This window comes from Mesorhizobium sp. M4B.F.Ca.ET.214.01.1.1 (assembly GCF_004791545.1).
Taxonomy (GTDB): Bacteria; Pseudomonadota; Alphaproteobacteria; order Rhizobiales; family Rhizobiaceae; genus Mesorhizobium; species Mesorhizobium abyssinicae.
In genome coordinates this window covers 155650-176172 of record NZ_SRUX01000001.1, presented here as the reverse complement: position 1 = coordinate 176172, position 20523 = coordinate 155650, and the positions used below count along the sequence as shown (strand labels likewise).

The following is a 20523-nucleotide window of genomic DNA, read 5'->3' as shown; positions in this document are numbered from 1 at the left end:
ATTGCATTAAGGAAGCATCACGGTTGCGCCGGTCGTCTGCCGCGCTTCGAGCCGGCGATGCGCTTCGGCCACTTCGGCGAGCGGCATCCGGGCGTGCACGGGGATTTTCACGGCACCGCTCAGCACGACGCTGAAGAGTTCTTCGCTCATGGCGACGACGTCCTCGCGCCTGGCGAGGTGATGGAACAACAGCGGCCAGGTGGCGAACAGCGAGCCCTTCTGCATCAGCAGCATGATGTCGAATGGCGGGATCGATCCTGACGCCGTGCCGAAGCTGACAAAGGTGCCAAGGGGCCGCAGGCAATCGAGCGAGGCCGGAAAGGTCGCCTTGCCGACGCCGTCGTAGACGACGTGACAGCCTTGGCCACCAGTGATCTCCCTCACCCGCGCGGCAAGGTCTTCCCTGCCATAGTCGATGACATGGTCGCAGCCATTGGCGCGCGCGAGCTCGGCCTTCTCTGGCGAACCGACCGTGCCGATGACGGTGGCGCCGAGATGCTTCGCCCATTGCGTCAGGATGAGGCCGACGCCGCCCGCCGCGGCCTGCACGAGGACGGTGTGGCCCGCCTCGACGCGAAACGTGCGGCGCAGCAGATATTGCGCCGTCAGCCCCTTCAGCATCATCGCCGCGCTGGTCTCGAAGTCGATGGCGTCGGGCAGGTGCACGACAAAATGCGCCGGCACGATGCGTTCCTCGGCATAGGCGCCCAGCGTCTCGACATAGGCGACACGATCGCCGGGCGCAAAGCCGCTCACCCCTTCGCCGACGGCGACGATCTCGCCGGCGCCTTCATTGCCCGGCGTGAATGGCAAAGCGGGCGGCGCATATTCGCCGGTGCGGAAATAGATGTCGACGAAGTTGAGGCCGACCGCCCGATTGCGCACGCGGACCTCGCCGGTTCCGGGCTGGCCGATGTCGACATCTTCATAGGCAAGCACATCTGGGCCGCCATGGCGGTGGACGCGGATCGCTTTCATGGATTTCTTCCTTGCGCTGTCTCGTGGCAGGGAGATAGCGCGTGGCGCGATATCATTGTAGGCTGATATCCATGACATCAGAGTTCAAGGATCATGATATCTGACCAGATTGGCATCGACCTTCTTCGCACCTATGTGGCGGTCTGCCGGCAGGGCAGCCTGAGCAGGGTCGCGGCGCAGACCGGCAGAACCCAATCGTCGCTGAGCATGCAGATGCGGCGGCTCGAAGGATTGCTGCAACGGCACCTGTTTCAACGCACCGGCCGCGGCGTCGTGCCAACCGCGGAGGGGGAACTTTTTCTGGGATACGCGACCCGCATCCTGGCTCTGGGCGACGAGGCGGTGGCGCGCCTGCAGCAGGCCGGCATAGGCGGCGGGGTGCGTATCGGCCTCGCCGAGGAGGTCACGACGGCGGCGCTGTCGGCAGCGCTCGGGCGGCTTCATCGCACCTATCCCGAAATCAGCATTGACGCGACGGTCGAGCACAGCGTCGCGCTGGGACGGCTTTGGAGTGAGGATGCGCTGGACGTCATGATCGCCCCGACGTCCGTCGTCGCGGCCGATGCCCTGACGACGTGGAACGTCGAACTGCAGTGGGTCTGCGCACAGGACTACGAGCTGGATGCGGAGCGGCCGCTCGATCTCGTCGCCTTTGGCGCGACCTGCCCTTGGCGCAGGCGCATGATCGAGGCGCTGCTTGCCGCCGGCAGGGAGCACAGGATCGGCTTGTCGTGCCAGAGCGTCACCGGCTTGCAGGCAGCGATCGAGAATGGGCTGGGCGTCGGGCTGCTTCCGCCCGAATCGGTGCGCACTGCTTCGATGCGGGTGCTGAAGACATCGGCTGGCGTTCCCGAGACGCTCACAGTCCAATACGGTCTTTACGCACACGACCGACGGACAGCCGTCGTCGATGCCGCGATCGAGATCTTGCTGAAGGACTTGCCGGCGGCGTCACGGGCACGGGCCGCATGACGGAGAGGACGCCTACCGGCCGTAATAGAGGGTGACCGTGTGCTTCGCCTCGGCGAAGAACAGCCAGCGCTCGACCAGCATGCCGGCGAGCTGGGAGATAGCCGCGAGCGCCGACGCAATAGCCGCGAAGGGCCGCGGTAGTGCGAAGGCGACAGCAAGCAAGAAAACCGGCGCGGCGAAGGCCAGCACCTGCGTGATCCGCCGCAGCTTCGCGCTGTGCTTGCGCGCGATGCGGAATCCCATCTCCTTGAGCAGGTAGTTTTCCTCGGTATGCGGCCACTCGAGCGAGCGCACCGTGCCGCCGGCAAGGCCGGTCGCGGTGTTGGCCGTGGTCGGGATTTCCAGTTCGTCGTTGTGCCGCCACGTCGCCAGCTTCCAGCCCCAGCCGAGCAAGGTTAGGACCAGCGCGAACGCCAGCACGGCTCTCGATCCGCCACCGAAACCCTGCAGCAGCGCGTTGAAAAGCACGCCGCCGGTCATCGCCGAGAAGATCAGATAGCCGGGCAGGGTGAAGCGGCTATGCCACTGCGCGATCGGCTTCAGCGAGGCATAGATCATGCCGGTGGTGCAGACCGTGGCGACCGCACCGAGGGCCGCCAGCACCCCGGCGATTGCCACCCAGCCGCCGCTGCGGCCCGAGAACACCCAGCCGATGCCGAACAGTCCGGCCGGGATGAAGGTTGCCACCGACGCAACGCCCTCGCGCGACAGCCAGGAACTGCGCCATTGCGAGAAGGCGCGCCAGGCTCGTTCAGGCCGCCCGAGATGGCCGGTCGACGACAGAAGGCCGGCCGCGATCAGGCCGAGCGCCAGTCCGATGCCGACGAGCCCGAGCCAGAAGTCGGGTTCGACAAAGCCCAGCCCGCCAAGCACGCCAAGCAGCGCCAGCAGGCCGTAGCCGGCGCCTGTGGCAGTGGTGAAGAAGACGACGGAGAAAGCGGGATGCATGGCCGGGATGCTAGTTCGAAAGCATGCGGTCGATCCAGCCGAGGAAGCCGCCTTCGGCCCGCACCGGCTCCAGCGCCGGCGCTGGCACCTTGGCGGCGCGTTCCGTATGGGCGCGCGGCGGCAGATACTTGTTGGTCGGGCGGTAGCCGAGTTCTTGCATCAGGTCTACGCCGCCGCGCGCCGTCACCAGCTGCGATACGGCTGACGCCGGATCGCCGAGATCGCCGAAATGGCGGGCGCTGGTCGGGCAGGCCGCCACGCAGGCCGGCACGCGGTCTTCCTCGGCCAGATTGTCGTTGTAGATGCGGTCGACGCAGAGCGTGCATTTCTTCATCACGCCGACCTGCGTGTCGAACTCGCGCGCGCCGTAGGGGCAGGCCCAGCTGCACAGTTTGCAGCCGATGCATTTGTCCTCGTCGACCAGCACGATGCCGTCCGACGTCCGCTTGTAGGAGGCGCCCGTCGGGCAGACGGTGACGCAGGCGGGCTGCTCGCAATGCAGGCAGGAACGCGGGAAGTTGACCGTGCGCCCGCCCATCTCGGTCGTGTGCTCATAAGCGTGCACGCGGTTGAACCAGACGCCGTCGACATGTCCGCCATAGGGATCGATATCGGTCAGCGGCGCCATATGGCCGCCGGTGTTCCATTCCTTGCAGGCGGTGACGCAGGCCTGACAGCCGACGCAGGTGTCGAGGTCGATCACCAGGCCGAGCTTCTTGTCGGTTTGCGCGGGAAGGCAGGTCATTCGGCGGCTTCCCTCTTCATGCGGAATTCGGCGCCGAACTGAAGCATGTCAGGCGAGGGCTGGAAGCGCGGCGGCTCCCGGAAGCGCTCGAACTGCGGCTCGGTGAAGCCCGCTTCCTCCGCCGCGCATTTGACGATCCGCACCCGGACGTCGAACCATGCCGCCTGTCCGGTCACAGGATCGGAGTTCGAATAGCGCTTGCCGTTGGCATCGGCCGCGGTCTGGTCGCCGATGATGTGGTTGAGCAGGAAGCCGCGATTGCTCTCCGCCGCATCGTCCTTCAGTCCCCAGCTGCCGCGCCGCTTGCCGATGGCGTTCCAGGTCCACACCGTGTCGGGGTTGACGCCGTCGACCAGCTTGATCTGTCCCTTCACCCGGCCGTTGACGCTCTCGATCCATACCCAGTCGTCGTCGACAAGGCCCAGATCGGCAGCGGTCTTTGCATGCACGAACAGCCGGTTCTGGCTGGTGATCTGCCTCAGCCACGCATTCTGCGAGCCCCAGGAATGGTACATGTGCATCGGCCTCTGCGTCAGCGCATGCAGCGGATATTGTTCGAGGTCGACGGCGTCTTCCTCGAATGGCGCGTACCAGAACGGCAGCGGGTCCATGTAGGCTTCGATGCGGCCGCGTTCCGCCTCCGGCGGCTGCACGTTCCCATGGCCGCGCGCGGCCAGCCGGAAGCGCTGCATCGGCTCGGAATAGAGTTGGAAGACGATTGGCTCGGCCTTGGCGATGAAGCCCATCTCAGCCGCGAAGTCGAGATAGGCGCGGTTGCCCATCTTGTAATAACGCTGGTCGGCGGAAAAATCGTGGTGCCAGAAGCCGCCATTGTCGATGTAGCGCTGCAATTGATCGGGATTGGCTTCGCCTCTGCCGATCGAGCTTCCGTCCTTTCCGCGCCAGCCGGCGAGCGGACCGATGCCGGGCGTGCGCTCGTGGTTGACGATGTAGTCGGCATAGTCGCGGTACTTGGGCGAGCCGTCGGCGTTGACGAAACCGGGCAGGCCGAGCCGCGCGCCGAGCTCGATCATCACCGACTGGAACGGCCTGACGTCGCGATCCGGCTCGACGACGGGATGGCGGATCGCATCGCCTGGCCCGTCGGCATGGCTGATCGGCCGGTCGAGCAGGCTGATGCAGTCATGCCGCTCGAGATAGGTGGTGTCCGGCAGCACCAGGTCGGCGAACGGCACGGTCTCCGAGTAGTAGGCGTCGGAATAGATGATGAAGGGGATCTTGTAGTCGCCCGACGCATCCTTGTCGGTGAGCATGCGAATCGTCTCGACCGTGTTCATCGAGGAATTCCAAGCCATGTTCGACATGTACATCAATAGCGTGTCGATCGGGTAGGGATCACCCGCCCAGGCATTGCGGATGACCGAGTGCATCAGGCCGTGCGCGGCTAAAGGCGCCTCCCAGGAATAGGCCTTGTCGATGCGTGTCGGCGTGCCGGCCCCGTCGACCAGCAGGTCGTCCGGCCCGCAGACGAAGCCGAGCGGCATGCCTTCCAGCGGGGTCATCGGGCGGACGTCCTTGCCCGCCGGCTTCGGCCCCGGCGGCGCCGGGCGCGGATAGGGCGGCTTGAAGCGGAAGCCGCCCGGCACGTCCACGGTGCCGAGCAGCACCTGCAGCAGATGGATGGCGCGGCAGGTGTGAAAACCGTTGGAATGGGCCGAGATGCCGCGCATGGCGTGCATGGAGATCGGCCGCCCCTTGATCGTCTCGTGCCTGCGCCCGGCCCAGTCGGTCCAGGCCACCGGTAGTTCGATCGCCTGCTCGAAGGCGACATGCGCCAGCTCCGCCGCGATCCGGCGGATCGTGTCGGCGCTGACGCCGCAGCGGCCGGCGACCGCGTCGGGCGAATAGCTGTCGTTGAGATAGCGGTCGGCAAGGAGCTGGAACACCGGAACGCAGCGGCGGCCGTTGACCGTATGGCTGCCGGTCAGCGCCGGTTTCGCGTTGGGGTCGGCAGCCCGGACCGGTGTCTTCGCAACCCTGTCCCAGGCGAGCGGATGGCCGGCGGCGTCGCGAACGAAGAGCCCGTCATCGGAGGTTCCCGGCTCCTGGATGACGAGCACATGGGCGTTGGTGTAGCGCAGCAGATAGTCGAGATCGACGCGGCCGGCCTTGAGCAACTCGTGGACCAGCGCCAGCACGAACAGGCCGTCGGTGCCCGGCCTGATGCCGATCCAGTCGTCGGCGATCGCATTGTAGCCGGTGCGGCACGGATTGATCGAGACGACCTTGGCGCCGCGCGCCTTGAGCTTGCCGAGGCCGATCTTGATCGGGTTGGAATCGTGGTCTTCGGCGACGCCGAAGAGCATGAAGTATTTCGTGTTGTCCCAGTCGGGCTCGCCGAACTCCCAGAACGAGCCGCCGATCGTGTAGAGGCCGCCGGCCGCCATGTTGACCGAGCAGAAGCCGCCATGGGCGGCGAAGTTCGGCGTGCCGAACTGGCTTGCCCACCAGCCGGTCAGGGATTGCGACTGGTCGCGTCCGGTGAAGAAGGCGAGCTTCTTGGGATCGCTCCGGCGTATCGCCGAGAGCCGCTCGGTCGCGATCGAGAAGGCTTCCTCCCATTCGATCTGACGGAATTCGCCCGAGCCGCGCGGGCCGCTGCGCAACAGCGGCTTCTTCAGCCGCGCCGGACTGTAGTGCTGCATGATGCCGGCGCTGCCTTTGCCGCAGATCACGCCGCGATTGACCGGATGGTCCTTGTTGCCGTTGATATAGCGGACCTTGCCGTCCTTGATATGGACGTCGATGCCGCAGCGGCAGGCGCACATATAGCAGGTGGTCTTGGCGATCCGGTCGGAGACGCCTGGCGAAGTGTCGACGCCGTCGCCCTCGTCGGGCGCGCGCGTGTCGGCCAGCGGCCGCTGCGACGGGGCGGAATTTGCGCCGCGCGGCGCGCCGTGGCTCATTGTTCCCGGATGCTCTGGCGGCTCGCGATCTTGGCTTTCGTCTTCGGCCCGGGACCGCGCATATAGTGCTGTTCAGGGTGGTAGCGATCGCTGGCGAGCCGCCGCTTCAGGCCACGGGTCCAGTGCGCGAACAGCGATTTGAAGCGCCCCATCATTTCCAACTCTTGCGGCGCGGCCGCCAATTTTTTCCAACATCCAGTGAAAACTTAGAACAAAGCAATCGATCTGTCTAACAAGTTGCTCTTGTAATTCCGATCGATTTTGCTTCTTAATTGCACATGACCCTTGAACAGTTGCGCATCTTCGTCGCCGTCGCCGAGCGCGGCCACATGACCAAGGCGGCCGAGCTTCTGGGTATCTCGCAGTCGGCCGCCTCGGCTGCCATTCGCGCGCTCGAGCAGCAGCATGGGGTGCGGCTGTTCGACCGCGTCGGCCGCAACATCGAGCTGGCGCAGACCGGGCGCAGGTTCCTGCCCGAGGCCAAGGCGGTGCTGGAGCGCGCTGCCGCCGCCAGCAATGTGCTGGAGCATGTCTCTCAGACGGTCACCGGCAGCCTGTCGATCGCTGCCAGCCAGACCATCGCCAGCTACTGGCTGCCACGACGGCTGGCTGCCTTCCACGAGGCCTATCCTGCCGTCAGGCTGAATGTCAGCATCGGCAACACCAGCCAGGTCGAGACCCATGTGCTCGACGGCACGGCGGATTTCGGCCTGGTCGAGGGGCGCACCGAATCCGACATCCTGCGGCGCGCCAAGGTCGATGTGGATCGGCTGCTGCTGGTCGTCGCCTCCACGCACCCGAAAATCGCCGAACATGGGCGCGGCCACCCCGATATCAGGGAGCTGCGCTGGATCATCAGGGAAGGCGGCTCCGGCACGCGCGAGGCGCTGGAAGACCTCGCGCGCCGCGAGGCGGTGCCGTTCGCCGATCTCAGGATATTCCTCGTCCTGCCGAGCAACGAGGCGATCCGCCAGGCGGTCGAGGCGGGCGCCGGCGCCACCATCATCTCGGAACTCGTCGTCGGCCGCGCCGTGGCCGAAGGCAGCTTGCGGTCGGTGCCGATCGACCTGCCGAAGCGCGACTTCGCCATCATTACCCACCGCGACCGCCAGCCGAGCCTCGCCCAGATGGCGCTGCGGGCGCATCTGGGTGGAAAGGCGGACTTGCCGCCGCTGAGCAGGGGCTGATCGGGAAGAAGCGTCTCAGGCGAATTTCCGCTGCGCATCCAGCGCCAGCCCGAGCCCGACCGAGCCGAACATGTCGCCCTCGATGACGGAGGCCTGCGGCACCAGCGAAAGGATCTGGCGTTTGGCGAGCGGGATCGCGGTCGAGCCGCCGGTCAGGAACACGGCGGTTATGGCGGAGGCGTCGACACCGGCGTCGGCGATCGTCTGCCGGACCGTCGCGGTCACCCGCTCGATGTCGTCCCCGATCGTCGCCTCCAGTCCGCCGCGCGTGATCTCGGGCGCGAAGCGTGCGCCGGGCAGCGAGACCCTCACCTCGGCTGAGGACTGATCCGTCAGCGCGATCTTGGCCCTTTCGACCAGGCCTGCGATCGCGTGTCCGTAGCGGTGCTCGACGATATGGATGAATCGGCCGACGAGATCGGCGCGCTCGGCCTCGAAGCGGATCTGCCTCAGGTCTGTCATCGCCTTCGCGGTATAGACGAGATTGATGCGCTGCCAGGTCGCCAGATCGATGAAATAGCTCGCCGGCAGGTTGCGCTTGCCGTCCTTGGTCGGCGTCAGATAGCCGAGCTCGGGCATGACATGGGCGATGCTGAGCAGCCGGTCGAAATCGGTACCGCCGATATGGATGCCGCGGTTGGCCAGGATGTCGCCCTTGCGATCGGTCGAGCGCGCGCGTTCGGGCGAGACCCGGACCACCGAGAAGTCGGACGTGCCGCCGCCCATGTCGACGATCAGCGCCAGTTCCTCTCGGGCAACCTTCTGTTCGTAGTCGAGCGCCGCCGCGATCGGCTCGAACTGGAAGGCGATGTGCCTGAACCCTTGCGCCCGCGCCGCCTTTTCAAGCTCGCCCTGCGCTCTCGCATCGGCCTCGGCGTCATCGTCGAAGAACTGCACGGGGCGGCCGAGCACGATCGTCTCGACCGAAGAGCCTGCATCCTCTTCCAGCCGCTGCTTCAGATGGGCGATGAAGAAACCGATGATGTCGGTGAAGCCGATCAGGCGTGCCTTGATGCGGGTCTTCTCGTGAGCGAGCGAACTGCCGAGCACGCTCTTCAGGGAGCGCATCAGCCGTCCCTCGATGCTGTCGGTGTAGTCGCTGATGGCGCGGCGGCCGAAATAGGTATGGCCGTCCTCGAAGTTGAAGAAGACGGCGCTTGGCAATGTAGGCTGTTCACCTTCCAGCGCCACCAGTCGCGCCTGCCCGTTCCGGATCACGCCCACGGTGGAATTGGACGTGCCGAAATCGATGCCGCCGAATGCTGATTGCATAGCAGCCTCCTGTCATTGGTTTCGCCGCAGCGGATCGCCGGCGCCGGCAAAGGCGCGGACGTCCGGATGGCCGGACCGTTCTGCCGAATTGAATGTGCGTGTTTGCCTTGGGAGGCGGCGGTTTATCGCATCATCGAAAAAAGGGAAAGCCTCTTTCCCTCGGCGAGCTCAATCCTTGCGGAAGACGAGCCGCCCGAGCCAGCCGGTGAGCATGGCGAGCGACACGGCGAACACGCCGTAGAGGAAGGAATAATCATGCGCGACGCGGAAAATCGACTGCTCGAAACCGGATTTGCGGATTTCGAGCTGGGCCGAGCTTTCCTTGATGAACATGCCGCTCTTGAACAGGAAGGCGCGCGCCTTGTGGGTGCCGACCGGAACGTCGGGCGCCAGCCTGACCGTGGCGCGGAACAGGTTCTGCGACAGGAACTGCACGCCGCCGACATTTTCGCTGTAGAGCCCGGTCGCCTTCTTGCGATCGCGCAGCGCGGCGGTGAACTCCTCGATCGTCGCCGGGCTGTCGGTCTCGTCGGCGGGCTTCATGTAGAGGTTGGCCGAGCCGAGCGACAGCTGCTTGTAGCTATTCGGTTCGGTTATGTCCTGCAGCGGCCGCGTCGTGGCCACCGAATAGGACACCGGCACGTTCTCGAACGTCTCCGACTCCAGATTGATCCAGACGCCGAGCACCCGGTCCTTGCGCCGCACCACCACCGGTCGCGGCGGGCCCTCGAGCACGACGATGACGTCGTAGCGCCCCTGGCGCGCAACCAGCGGATCGGGGTTTTCCAGCGACCCGAAGATGGTGAGGTCGGCGCCGGAAAACCCGGCGGTGATCGAGACGGCGTCGGTCGACAGGCCGATCTGGATGCCTTCGACCGGCGGGGTCTGCGCCGCCGTCGGCGACGCGGCCGCGACGAGCAGAAGCAAGGCAACGGCCGTGAACCCCTTCCACCCCGCCATCAGTTCAGGCCTGCTGCGGAGAGCGAATAGAGATTGGGCGGGGTGACGAAGAGATCGATCGCCAGGCGGATGGCAACGGCGAGAACCAGCATTGCCAGCAATGCCCTGAGCTGCTCGCCGCGCAGCTTCTGGCCGGCCTTGGCGCCATATTGCGCGCCGGCGACACCGCCCGCCATCAGCAGGAAGGCGAGCATCACGTCGACCGTCTGGTTGGTGGTGGCGTGCACCAGGGTGGTGTAGGCCGAGGTGAAGATGATCTGGAACAGCGAGGTGCCGATGACGACGTTGGTCGGCACTTTCAAGAGATAGATCAGCGCCGGCACCATGATGAAGCCGCCGCCGACGCCCATGATCGACGACAGGAAGCCGATGCCGGCGCCGAGCCCGAGCACCGGGATGACGCTGACGAACAGCTTCGAGGCGCGGAAGCGCATCTTCAGCGGCAGCCGGTGAATCCAGTTGTGCTGGCCGGATTTCTTCAGCACGGGCGCGGCGCCGCTGCGGGTGGCGCGCAGCGCATTGACGCTCTCGACCAGCATCAGCCCGCCGACGGTGCCGAGCAGCGCGACGTAGAGCAGCGAGATGAAGAGATCGAGCTGGCCGAGCCGGCGCAGCACGGCAAAGACATAGACGCCCCCGGTCGAGCCGACGATGCCGCCCGCGAGCAGCACACCGCCGAGCTTGAAGTCGAGCGTGCCGCGCTTCATGTGCGACAGCGCGCCGGAGAAGGAGGAGGCGATGACCTGGTTGGCGCCGGTGGCGACGGCGATCGCCGGCGGGATGTTGTAGAAGATCAGCAGCGGCGTGATGAGGAAGCCACCGCCCACCCCGAACATGCCCGACAGGAAACCCACCGCCGCCCCCATGGCCAGCAGCACGAAGACGTTGACGGAAATTTCCGCGATCGGGAGATAGATGCCCACCCGTCAGTCTCGATCAGTTTGCCTGTCGGCGATGCAGCCGCAGCGTGCAGTCTCGCACCGAAAAGCCAATTTTTTCTTGCGCCGACGCGGCGGCGGGAGCAAACCCCGCCGCCGCGTCGAAACAAAAAAGCATCTCAATCAGTTAACAGGCAAATGTGTGGCAAGGCATCGCGGAAGCGACGCATCTGCCGTTATTTGCGCGCCAGCAGCGCCTTGACCAGTTGTTCGTCGACCTCGCCGGTCGGTTTCAACTTGTTGTCGGTCTGGAAGGCCATGATCGCGGTCTTGGTCTTGTCGCCCATCACGCCGTCGGCGCCGCCGGCCTCATAGCCGTTCTTGTTGAGGATCAGCTGGATATTCTTGACCGCCTTCTTCATGTCTATGCTGGCGGTCGTCTGCGGCGTGCCGTCCTGCCAGGATTCGGGGATGTCGGCCGAGTTGGCCGCCTGGTCGATCGGCTTCGGCTTCCACAATTCCGTGGCGGCGCGCGCCCGCTCCAACTGCTCCGGACGCAGCGCATTGGCGATCTCGTCGCGCTTGGACGCAGCATCCTTGTCGCCGGTCCTGGCGACGAGCGCGAACCATTTGTAGGATTCCTCCAGGTTCTGCTTCATGCCGACGCCCTTGGCCGCCAGGATGCCGAGGTTGAACTGGCTGTCCTTGACGCCGAGGTCGGCCGCCGCCTGGAACCAGTGCGCCGCCGATTCATTGTCGGTCACGCCATCTGCCGCCATGGCGAACAGCACGGCGAGATTGTGCATGGCGCTGGCGTTGCCCTGTTCGGCGGCAAGCTGGTAGAAGGTCTTGGCCTTCTTGATGTCGCGGGTGACGCCGATCCCCTTCTCGTAGAAATTGCCGATGCGGTATTCGGCCGGCGCGAAGCCGAGCTCGGCGGACTTCTCGTACCACTTGGCCGCGGCCTTCATGTCCTCCTTGACGCCGCGCGATTCGGCATAGCGCGAGCCAACCTCGAACAGCGCCTTGGCATCGCCGCCGGCGGCAGCGTCGCGCAGGGCCGGCGGACCGGCGTCGGCCGGAATGTCGATCTTCGCGGCCGCCTGGGGCGCGCTGCTGGCGGGCGGAACAGCGCCCGTGGTGTCGGGGGTCGTCGGCGTGGCGGCCGGCGCCGTGGTCATCGGCGCGGTGTCGGCGTCGGCATCCGTAGCCGGCATCGCAGGCGCCGAGGCGGTGACATCCGGTGCTGGTGCCGTGGTCGCGGCAGGCGCAGCCGAAACCATCGGCGCCGGCGCCGGTTCAGCGGCGGCGGGCGCGGCATCCATCACCGTATTTGCGTCCATCGGCAACGCGGCGGCGGTCTGCGCCGGCGCCGCATCCTTCACCGGTTCCGCTTGCCGCACGGCGCGCGCCGGCGCGTCCTCGGCGGCGGTCTCCATCTTCGGCGCGGCGTTGGTCTTCGGTTCGGCCGCGGCATTGAGCGAAGCGGTCTCCACCGGCTGTGCGGCAACGATCGGCGCGGCGTCGTTGCTGGCGACCGGCGCGGGATCGGAGAAGAAGGCCTTGCCAAGCTGCAGCCCGGCAAGCGCCAGCATGATCGCGGCCGCTGCCATCAGGATCGGCTTGCGCCGCGCCTTGAGCAGGTCGCCGATCCTGAGCGCCTTGACCGGGCCGCCCATCGTCGACTGGCGCTTCAGCGCGTCGGCCTCGGCGGCGGCGGCTTGCGCTGCGCGCCTTGCCGCGGCAATGAAGTCCGACTTTGCCGCATCGCTCTCGTTGCGCTTGACCGGCGGACCCCGCTCATCGCGCACGCGCTTCATGATGGCGGTGAGATCGGGTGCGCCGGAACCGGGTTCCAGCGGGCGGTTGGCGAATTTCGGATCGAGCGGTTCGTCGAGGTCGACGCTCGGGGCGTCGACGTCGGGCGCCGAACCGGCAAGCGGCGGCGTCTCCGCCTGCTTCTTGCCCCTGAAGGCGCGCGCCAGTCCGCCGAACATCGACTTCTTGCCGGCCTTCTCGCCCTTCTCGGCGATCGTGTCCGAACCGAGCGCCGCCATGGCGGCGGCGGCGGCCGCTTCAGCCGGCGAACGTGTCGCCGGCTCTTCGCGCGCAACCGGTTCGTTGCGCAGGATCGCGGCGGCGCGGGTGTCGAGATCCGCGATATCTCCGGCCAGTGGCAGCGGCTGGTCGATATCCATCGACGGCGCATCCTGCACCGCGATCTTGGAACCGCGTCCTGCGCGCTTGCCCATCGGCTGCGGATCGATGAGCTCGCTGACGGCTTCCACCGGCTCGCTGGTCTCCAGCGAGCCCAGCCGGTCGACGATCTTGAGCAGCGTGTCGTGGATGGCCTCGAAAGTGCGCGAATTGCGTTCGTCGGAACGGCGCGTCAAAGCTTCGAGCGTCTTCAGGTCCTGCGCGAGGCCACTGACCGCCGCCGTGTTGGCGCTGGTGTCGGCCATCGAACGCACAGCACTCTCGGCCGCCTCGCGGGCCGCGCTGAGGATCGAATCGCGCGTTCCGGCCAGCGACTTCTCGATCTCGTTGAGGCGCGGGCTGATGTCCTCGAATTCCGGCAGCGGCGTGCCCGGCTTGGTGAGATGCGCCGAAAGCCCGGAAACTTGCGCCTCCAGGCTGCGGATCAGCGCCGGGTCGATACCGGCGACCTGCGCGGCGGATGTTTCCAGCCGGCTGGAGATGTCTTCGAGCCGGCTTTCCAGGCCCCGGATCGCCAATTCGCTGGCGGGGTCTGGCGTGCGCGTCTCCAGGCGCTTGGCGAGCGCGGTGAAGCGGGCATCGATGGCGTCCATGATGCCGGCGCTGTCGGCCTGCGGCATGCGCTGGTCGAGCCTGTCGGCAACTTCGTCCAGCCGCCGTTCGAGATCGCGAAACAGCATGTTGCCCTGCTCGATCGCGTCGCCCTGCCGGCGTTCCATCATCCCCGAAAGCGCGTCGAAGCGTTGCTCCAGTCCCTGGAAGATATAGTCGGCGTCGGGCATGGCCGGCGCGTGGTCGATCTTGTCGGCGATCATCGCGATCTGCTTGCCGAGCCGGTCCATCGCCTGCTCGGGCAGGTTGGCGCGGGCGGCCAGCTCATCGACGCGGCTCGACAGGAGATTGAGCCGATCCATCACCTCCCGGCCCGGCTGAGCTTGGGTGACTTCCTCGATCTGCTGCGCCAGCGAGGCGATCCGCTTCTCGATGCGCTCGAAGGGTTCGGGGTCGAAGGCATTGGCCTGCGCGGCGACGGTCGAGGCGACGATGGCGCGCGAGATCTCGTCCAGCCGCTCGTCGATCATGCCGAACGTGTCGCTGGCGCGATTGCCCTGCTGGCTGGCGAACTGGTCGACGGCGCCGGCAAGCGTGCGCACCTTTTCTTCCAGCGAGCGCAGCGACAGCGATTCCGGCAGGTTGTTGACGGCAGTGCTGATCTGCTCGAGCCGGTCGGTCAGCGCCGACAGGCCCGGATTGTCCGAGCGCTGGCGCTGGTCGGCGTCGACGCGATCCTCGAAGGCGCTCCAGCGGCGGTCGAAATCGTCCCAGCGGCGGTCGACCGCGCGCACGCTTTCCTCGCGCGCCAGCGTGTCCAGCGCGCCCTTGACCTGCTCCAGCTCGAGCCTGAGCAGGTTGACGCTCCGGTCGTCGCTCTTCTCGGCCAGCGTCTGGATGGCGCCGGACAGCCGCTCGAATTCGAGGCCGAGCTCGGCGCTGCCCTTGCCTGCCTGGCCATTTGCCTGGAAGGCGCGCTCGATGTCCTGGCGCAGCGCGTCGAATTCGCGCTTCAGCCCGGCGGTCATCTGGTGACGCAATTCCTCGCGCAGGCCGCGTAGCTCGCCGGCGATCTTGCCGACCACGGCGACGCTGTCCTCCTGGCCGCGCACGCGGTCGATGTCGCGGGCGATCGCCTGGTAGTTCTGTTCGAAGGCGGGCGCCGCCGGCGCCGGCGCTTTTGGCCGCGGTGCCGGCTGCGGGTCGTCATACCAGCGCGGCTGTTGGCCAAAGGGCTGGGCGCTGGCGTAGTGCGGTTCTGGCTGGCGGCGAGGGTCGAGGCGCTCGGCCGTGTCTTCGCGCGTCCGCTCCAGCCGCTGCTCCAGCGTTTCCAGCGAGCGGTTCAGCTGCTCGAGCGTGGTGTGCGGCCTGCGCTGCCTGCCGGCATTGAGAGTATCGAGATAGGACCGCTTGCTGTTCATCGATGCGCCCGTGTTCAGAATGGCCGGCTGCTGGCCGGATTCCCCAAAGTCCCGCCGGGACGAAGGCGACCGCGCGGTTCTGCTGCGGCGGAGGCCAAGCCTCCCGGGCTTTCGCCCGCGCTTCGAAAACCGTGAAAAATTCGCTACAGGATAACCACGGGTGACCGACATGCGCACATTTCACCCAACGTGGTAAACAACGCGTTAACCAAGCTTAAGAACTTGCATATGCCTTTCCGTTCCCGGAGCGCCTCCTCAAAAACCGTACCGGATTTCAGGATCGCCCGCCAATGGGTGCGGCATAACGTTCTTAGCCTAGAACGCCCTTGCGTCATGAGCCGGCAATCGGTATAGAATTGACGTAAACGTAAGAGGTGCGCAGATCCCGCCTTTTGCGATTTTTTTGTTGAAACCACGACTGGAAGCACGCCCCCGCTTCCACTCAGGCGACGCAAGGTCCGGGACCGCGGCGCCACCAGACGGGGAAAGCCAGTGACCATGAAACTTGTTTCGGCCGGCGAAGCCGCGGCCAACACCAATGACATATCGACTGAAACCGGCGAGGATCTTGTCCGCATCGGCGAGATGGCCAAGAAATACGGCGTGACGTTGCGCACGCTGCGTTTCTACGAGGACAAGGGCCTGCTCAACCCGAAGCGCGACGGTTCGACCCGTCTCTACACGCGCCGCGACAGGGCACGGCTGAAGCTGATCCTGCTCGGCCGCAAGGTCGGGTTCTCGTTGCGCGACGTCAAGCAGATGATGGATCTCTACGATCCGACCGGCTCCAACACCAAGCAGTTGCGGCTGGCGCTCGACAAGTCCGAGAAGCAGCTCGCCCGCTTGCAGAAGCAGCGGGCGCTGATCGACGACGCCATCAACGAATTGAGCACGTCGATGACGGCGGTGCGCCAGATGCTGATGGATCGCGCGCCGCAGGCGAGCGCCGCCGGTTAATCGCTTCGCCGCTTTCCGGCCAAGCAGATGACGAATGAGAGCCGCGCGACCTGGGTTGCGCGGCTCTTTATCTTTTGCGGCCACGCATCGAAAATTTTCCGGCTGCGACAAGATTGACGTTTACGCAAACGTCAATATTTGCTATCGGGGCGTCGACATTGGCTCAGCCTCCGATCTGCGCTTTGATCGAGAACTTGCTGGCAGGGCCAGACCGCAAGGGTGGAGGAAGGCATGACGATCTACAGGGCGCCGATCCAGGACACGCTGTTCGTGCTCAACGACGTGCTGGGCTATCAGCGCTATTCCAACCTTCCCGGCTTCTCCGACGCGACGCCCGATGTACTCGAGGCGATCCTTGCCGAAGGCGCCAAGCTTGCCGAGAACGTCATGCATCCGCTGAACCGTGTCGGCGACATGGAAGGCTGCGTGCGCCATGGCGACGGCTCGGTGACGACGCCCAAGGGCTTCAGGGAGGCTTTTGACCAGTATCGCGAGGGTGGCTGGATGGGGCTCGCCGCGCCGGCCGAGTTCGGCGGCCAGGGCCTGCCCTACACGGTCCACACGGCGGTCTCCGAATATATGGTCTCTGCCAACATGGCGCTGATGATGTATCCGGGCCTGACGCAAGGGGCCATCGCCGCCATCATCACCCACGGCACCGACGAGCAGAGGGCGACCTGGCTGCCGAAGCTGGTCGAGGGCGCCTGGACCGGCACCATGAATCTCACCGAGCCGCATTGCGGCACCGATCTCGGCCTGCTGCGCTCCAAGGCGGTGCCGAACGCCGACGGCACCTACAGGATCTCCGGCCAGAAGATCTTCATCTCCGCCGGCGAGCACGACATGTCGGACAATATCGTCCACCTGGTGCTGGCCCGCATCGAAGGGGCGCCGGAAGGCGTGAAGGGCATTTCGCTGTTCATCGTGCCGAAGCTGAAGCTCGATGCCTCGGGCAATCCCGGTCAGAGGAATACCGTCTCCTGCGGCTCGATCGAGGAAAAGATGGGCATCCACGGCAATTCGACCTGTGTCATGAACTATGACGAGGCCGAAGGCACGCTGCTCGGCGAGGCCAATGGCGGGCTGAAGGCCATGTTCACGATGATGAACGAGGCCCGGCTCGGCGTCGGCCTGCAGGGGCTTTCCCTGTCGGAGATCGCCTACCAGAACGCCGTCTCCTACGCCAAGGACCGGCTGCAGGGCCGTTCGCTGTCCGGAGCCAAGGCGCCGGACAAGAAGGCCGACCCGATCATCGTCCATCCCGACATCCGCCGCTCGCTGATGACCATGAAGGCTTTCAACGAGGCCGGCCGCGCGCTGGCGCTGTGGACGGCGATCAAGTCGGACGTCGCGCACCGCGCCGGCGACGACAAGGACCGCCAGGCGGCTGACGACTACACCGGCCTGCTGACGCCGGTGGTCAAGGGCGTGCTCACCGACAAGGGCTTCGACCACGCCGTGATGGCGCAGCAGGTCTTCGGCGGCCATGGCTACATCGAAGAGCATGGCATGAGCCAGTTCGTGCGCGATGCCCGCATCGCCATGATCTACGAGGGCGCCAACGGCATCCAGGCGCTCGACCTCGTCGGCCGCAAGCTGGCGCAGAATGGCGGCCGCGCGGTGCAGGCCTTCTTCAAGGAGGTCGCCGAGTTCTGCGAGGAGAACCGCGCCGACGAGAAGCTGGCGCCCTTCACCAAGGCGCTGAAGAAGGGTCTCAACGACCTGCAGGCGGCGACCATGTGGCTGGTGCAGAACGCCATGGCCAAGCCTGACAATGCGGGCGCCGCCTCGACCGACTATATGCATCTCTTCGGCCTGGTGGCGCTGGGCTATATGTGGGCGCAGATGGCCAGGGCCGCGGGCGTCAAGCTGGCGGAACGCGCCAATGGCGCCGCGTCCTTCTACGACAACAAGCTGGTGACCGCGCGCTTCTTCATGGAGCGGATCATGCCGGAGACGGCGACGCGGCTTGCCCGCATTTCCAGTGGCGCGGACACGCTAATGGCGCTGCCGGCGGAAGCGTTCTAGGTTCGGCGGGCCGGCAAGGCCGGCCCACAACTGTCGGAACGCGGAGGAAATCGTGGCGACAAATCCAGCCGAAATTCTTGGCTTGCCAAAACCCGCCTGGGCGGCGGACGAGGTCGGCATGCTCTACGACATGGCGTCGCGCTTCATGTCGGAAGAGATCGCGCCGCGCTACGACGAGTTCGAGAAGAACGAGATGGTCGACCGCGAGAGCTGGCTGAAGGCAGGCGCGGCCGGCCTGCTCTGCGCCTCGATGCCGGAGGAGTATGGCGGCTCCGGCGGTACCTTCGCGCATGAGAGCGCCATCATCGAGGCGATCGGCCATGTCGGCGTCGACGGTTTCGGCATCGGCCTGCACAATTCGATCGTCGCCCCCTACATCCTCCATTACGGCTCCGAGGAGCAGAAGAAGAAATGGCTGCCCAAGCTCGCGACCGGCGAACTGATCGGCGCCATCGCCATGACCGAGCCCGGCGCCGGCTCCGACCTGCAGGGCGTCAAGACGCGCGCCGAGAAGGACGGCAACCACTACAAGATCAGCGGCTCCAAGACCTTCATCACCAACGGCCAGCTCGCCAACCTGATCATCGTCGTCACCAAGACCGATCCGGAAAAGGGCGCCAAGGGCACCTCGCTCATCGTCGTCGAGACCGACCAGGTCGAAGGTTTTCAGCGCGGCCGCAACCTCGATAAGATCGGCCTGAAGGCCAACGATACCTCCGAACTGTTTTTCAACGACGTGCGCGTGCCGACCTCGAACCTGCTCGGCCACGAGGAAGGCAAGGGTTTTGTCCAGCTGATGCAGCAATTGCCGCAGGAGCGGCTGCAGATCGGTACCGGCGCGATCGCCATGATCGAACGCGCGCTCGCCTTGACCATCGACTACGTCAAGGAGCGCAAGGCCTTCGGCAAGGCGGTCATCGATTTCCAGAACACCCAGTTCAAGCTGGCCGAGCTGAAGACCGAGGCCACGATCGGCCGCGTCTTCTACAATGACTGCGTCGCCCGCCACATCGATGGCGGCCTCGATCCGGTCACCGCCTCGATGGCCAAATACTGGCTTAGCGACCTGCAGGGCAAGGTGGTCGACGAGTGCCTTCAATTGCACGGCGGCTATGGCTACATGAATGAATACCCGATCGCCCGCATGTACCGCGACGCGCGCGTCCAGCGCATCTACGGCGGCACCAACGAGATCATGAAATTGCTGATCGGGCGCTCGCTCTGAGCGCGCCGAGCGGCAAACCCAAGGAGCAGGAAAATGGCCGAAGCTTACGTCTATGACGCCGTGCGCACGCCGCGCGGCAGGGGCAAGAAGGATGGCTCGCTGCACGAGGTGCCGGCGGTGCGGCTCGCCGCCAAAACGCTCGAGGCGCTGCGCGACCGCAACGGCCTCGACACCGGCACTGTGGACGACATCATCTTCGGCTGCGTCGACCCGGTCGGCGAGGCGGGCTCGGTAATTCCGCGCGCCGCCGCCTTCGAGGCCGGCTACGACACCAAGGCGCCCGGCATGCAGATCTCGCGCTTTTGCGCTTCCGGTCTCGACGCCATCAATTTCGGCGCCGCCAAGATCGCGCAGGGTGCCGACGACATCGTCATCGCCGGCGGCGTCGAATCGATGTCGCGCGTCGGCATGGGCATGTCAGGCGGCGCCTGGTTCATGGATCCGTCCGTCGGCCTGCCCGGCTGGTTCGTGCCCCAGGGCATTTCGGCCGACCTGATCGCCACCAAGTATGGCTTCAGCCGCGACGATGTCGATGCCTATGCCGTCGAGAGCCAGAAGCGCGCCGCCAAGTCCTGGTCCGAGGGCCGCTTCCAGAATTCGGTGATCCCGATCAAGGACCAGAATGGGCTGACCATCCTCGACCATGACGAGCACATGCGACCGGCGACCGACATGCAATCGCTGGCCTCGCTCAACCCGTCCTTCGTCATGCCTGGCGAAATGGGCGGCTTCGATGCGGTTGCCGTGCAAAAGCACCCGGAAGTCGAGGAGGTCAACCACGTCCACCATGCCGGCAACTCGTCCGGCATCGTCGATGGCGCCGCTGCCGTCCTGCTCGGCTCCAAGAAGGCCGGCAAGGCGATGGGCATCAAGCCGCGCGCCCGCATCCGCGCCTTCGCCAACATCGGCTCCGAGCCGGTGCTGATGCTGACCGGCCCGGTCGACGTCACCGAAAAGCTCTTGCAGCGCGCCAAGATGAAGCTGTCGGACATCGACCTGTTCGAGCTCAACGAGGCCTTCGCCTCGGTGGTGCTGCGCTACATGCAGGCCTTCGAGATCCCGCACGACAAGATCAATGTCAACGGCGGCGCGATCGCCATGGGCCATCCGCTCGGTGCCACCGGCGCCATGATCTTCGGCACCGTGCTCGACGAGCTCGAGCGGCGTGACCTGAACACCGCCTTGGTCACGCTCTGCATCGGCGCCGGCATGGGCACCGCCACCATCATCGAACGCGTCTGACGGGGAGAGAGAAG

The 20523-nt window shown here is 65.8% G+C and carries 15 protein-coding genes; 6 read left to right on the top strand and 9 right to left on the bottom strand.

Annotated elements, in window-relative coordinates; all coding sequences use genetic code 11:
* Window positions 1-6: 6 nt before the first annotated feature.
* Entirely contained in the window at window positions 7-978 is a 972-nt protein-coding gene (locus tag EN857_RS00800) for a quinone oxidoreductase (protein WP_135857559.1), read from the bottom strand.
* Window positions 979-1071: 93 nt separating this feature from the next.
* Between EN857_RS00800 and EN857_RS00795 the strand changes: the two genes are divergently transcribed.
* A complete protein-coding gene (locus EN857_RS00795; RefSeq protein WP_135857557.1) occupies window positions 1072-1950 on the top strand; it encodes a LysR substrate-binding domain-containing protein in 879 nt (292 codons plus the stop codon).
* A gap of 12 nt (window positions 1951-1962) precedes the next feature.
* Here EN857_RS00795 and EN857_RS00790 read toward each other — a convergent pair whose 3' ends face one another.
* From EN857_RS00790 to EN857_RS00775, 4 genes are read right to left on the bottom strand one after another with little or no spacing between them, the layout of a single operon-like run.
* A complete protein-coding gene (locus EN857_RS00790) occupies window positions 1963-2898 on the bottom strand; it encodes a DmsC/YnfH family molybdoenzyme membrane anchor subunit (RefSeq protein ID WP_135857555.1) in 936 nt (311 codons plus the stop codon).
* 10 nt (window positions 2899-2908) lie between these two features.
* A complete protein-coding gene (locus EN857_RS00785) occupies window positions 2909-3643 on the bottom strand; it encodes a 4Fe-4S dicluster domain-containing protein (protein ID WP_135857553.1) in 735 nt (244 codons plus the stop codon).
* A complete protein-coding gene (locus tag EN857_RS00780) occupies window positions 3640-6570 on the bottom strand; it encodes a molybdopterin oxidoreductase family protein (RefSeq protein ID WP_135857551.1) in 2931 nt (976 codons plus the stop codon). The genes EN857_RS00785 and EN857_RS00780 overlap by 4 nt, the downstream gene beginning before the upstream one ends.
* Window positions 6567-6752, bottom strand: coding sequence for a hypothetical protein (locus tag EN857_RS00775; protein ID WP_127285692.1), 186 nt, complete (start codon window positions 6750-6752; stop codon window positions 6567-6569). The genes EN857_RS00780 and EN857_RS00775 overlap by 4 nt, the downstream gene beginning before the upstream one ends.
* Window positions 6753-6848: 96 nt before the next feature.
* Between EN857_RS00775 and EN857_RS00770 the strand changes: the two genes are divergently transcribed.
* Window positions 6849-7757 carry a LysR substrate-binding domain-containing protein gene (locus EN857_RS00770; protein WP_127309931.1) on the top strand — a complete coding sequence of 303 codons (909 nt, stop codon included), beginning with the start codon at window positions 6849-6851 and terminating at the stop codon, window positions 7755-7757.
* 15 nt (window positions 7758-7772) lie between these two features.
* On the opposite strand, the gene EN857_RS00765 is transcribed toward EN857_RS00770, so the two are convergent.
* The 4 genes from EN857_RS00765 to EN857_RS00750 all read right to left on the bottom strand — a co-directional run bounded on the left by EN857_RS00765 (window position 7773) and on the right by EN857_RS00750 (window position 15057).
* A complete protein-coding gene (locus EN857_RS00765) occupies window positions 7773-9029 on the bottom strand; it encodes an Hsp70 family protein (protein WP_135857549.1) in 1257 nt (418 codons plus the stop codon).
* A 168-nt stretch (window positions 9030-9197) separates the two neighbouring features.
* Window positions 9198-9989, bottom strand: a complete 792-nt coding sequence (locus EN857_RS00760; protein WP_135857547.1) for a TIGR02186 family protein — start codon at window positions 9987-9989, stop codon at window positions 9198-9200.
* A complete protein-coding gene (locus EN857_RS00755; protein WP_135857545.1) occupies window positions 9989-10912 on the bottom strand; it encodes a sulfite exporter TauE/SafE family protein in 924 nt (307 codons plus the stop codon). Before EN857_RS00755 ends, EN857_RS00760 begins: the two co-directional genes overlap by 1 nt.
* 191 nt (window positions 10913-11103) lie before the next feature.
* Entirely contained in the window at window positions 11104-15057 is a 3954-nt protein-coding gene (locus EN857_RS00750; RefSeq protein WP_135857542.1) for a peptidoglycan-binding protein, read from the bottom strand.
* A gap of 498 nt (window positions 15058-15555) precedes the next feature.
* On the opposite strand from EN857_RS00750, the gene EN857_RS00745 reads away from it, so the two are divergent.
* The 4 genes from EN857_RS00745 to EN857_RS00730 all read left to right on the top strand — a co-directional run bounded on the left by EN857_RS00745 (window position 15556) and on the right by EN857_RS00730 (window position 20509).
* Window positions 15556-16014: a MerR family DNA-binding transcriptional regulator gene (locus EN857_RS00745; RefSeq protein ID WP_127285335.1), complete on the top strand. Its 459-nt coding sequence runs from the start codon at window positions 15556-15558 to the stop codon at window positions 16012-16014.
* A gap of 231 nt (window positions 16015-16245) precedes the next feature.
* Window positions 16246-18042 carry an acyl-CoA dehydrogenase gene (locus tag EN857_RS00740; RefSeq protein ID WP_128275836.1) on the top strand — a complete coding sequence of 599 codons (1797 nt, stop codon included), beginning with the start codon at window positions 16246-16248 and terminating at the stop codon, window positions 18040-18042.
* 52 nt (window positions 18043-18094) lie between these two features.
* Window positions 18095-19267: an acyl-CoA dehydrogenase family protein gene (locus EN857_RS00735; protein WP_128275837.1), complete on the top strand. Its 1173-nt coding sequence runs from the start codon at window positions 18095-18097 to the stop codon at window positions 19265-19267.
* Between the two features lie 33 nt (window positions 19268-19300).
* The gene (locus EN857_RS00730) at window positions 19301-20509 is read left to right on the top strand and encodes an acetyl-CoA C-acetyltransferase (RefSeq protein WP_127393389.1); all 1209 of its coding nucleotides are present in this window, start codon (window positions 19301-19303) and stop codon (window positions 20507-20509) included.
* Window positions 20510-20523: the final 14 nt, after the last annotated feature.

Coding starts and splice junctions, on each gene's coding strand:
- EN857_RS00800 (WP_135857559.1), bottom strand. CDS start 978: ATGAAAGCGATCCGCGTCCACCGCCATGGCGGCCCAGATGTGCTTGCC.
- EN857_RS00795 (WP_135857557.1), top strand. CDS start 1,072: ATGATATCTGACCAGATTGGCATCGACCTTCTTCGCACCTATGTGGCG.
- EN857_RS00790 (WP_135857555.1), bottom strand. CDS start 2,898: ATGCATCCCGCTTTCTCCGTCGTCTTCTTCACCACTGCCACAGGCGCC.
- EN857_RS00785 (WP_135857553.1), bottom strand. CDS start 3,643: ATGACCTGCCTTCCCGCGCAAACCGACAAGAAGCTCGGCCTGGTGATC.
- EN857_RS00780 (WP_135857551.1), bottom strand. CDS start 6,570: ATGAGCCACGGCGCGCCGCGCGGCGCAAATTCCGCCCCGTCGCAGCGG.
- EN857_RS00770 (WP_127309931.1), top strand. CDS start 6,849: ATGACCCTTGAACAGTTGCGCATCTTCGTCGCCGTCGCCGAGCGCGGC.
- EN857_RS00765 (WP_135857549.1), bottom strand. CDS start 9,029: ATGCAATCAGCATTCGGCGGCATCGATTTCGGCACGTCCAATTCCACC.
- EN857_RS00760 (WP_135857547.1), bottom strand. CDS start 9,989: ATGGCGGGGTGGAAGGGGTTCACGGCCGTTGCCTTGCTTCTGCTCGTC.
- EN857_RS00750 (WP_135857542.1), bottom strand. CDS start 15,057: ATGAACAGCAAGCGGTCCTATCTCGATACTCTCAATGCCGGCAGGCAG.
- EN857_RS00745 (WP_127285335.1), top strand. CDS start 15,556: ATGAAACTTGTTTCGGCCGGCGAAGCCGCGGCCAACACCAATGACATA.
- EN857_RS00740 (WP_128275836.1), top strand. CDS start 16,246: ATGACGATCTACAGGGCGCCGATCCAGGACACGCTGTTCGTGCTCAAC.
- EN857_RS00730 (WP_127393389.1), top strand. CDS start 19,301: ATGGCCGAAGCTTACGTCTATGACGCCGTGCGCACGCCGCGCGGCAGG.